This window comes from Nostoc sp. CCY0012 (assembly GCF_963920855.1).
GTDB lineage: Bacteria > Cyanobacteriota > Cyanobacteriia > Cyanobacteriales > Nostocaceae > Cyanocohniella.
Map to the genome: position 1 here is coordinate 1 of NZ_CAWUDM010000268.1, position 270 is coordinate 270.

Below are 270 nucleotides of genomic sequence, written 5' to 3' on the forward strand. Positions count from 1 at the left end.
ATAAGTAATCAAACAAAATTAATTACACAAATTAATATATAATTGAACTCAAAATTCACTTAAATAGCAATTAGGATTTAAATGATTTTTTTGAGAGAAATTAATCCACTTTCTTTGAAACTCCTGGAGCGCATCTATCGCCAAAGTCGATATCATCAAGTGCGCCAAAGAGCGCATTTCTTAATTTTAGCCTGCCAGGGAAGAGAGTTAGAAGAATTAATGACAATATTTAATGTGAGTTACAAGACAATATATAACTGGATAAATCGT

1 protein-coding gene is annotated in these 270 nt (G+C 30.0%); it reads left to right on the forward strand.

Translation table 11 applies throughout. The features are described from left to right. Nucleotides 1-81: 81 nt before the first annotated feature. Nucleotides 82-270, forward strand: a 189-nt coding sequence (locus ACM0OS_RS29090) for a helix-turn-helix domain-containing protein (protein ID WP_414546637.1), incomplete at its 3' end; no start/stop codon positions are given.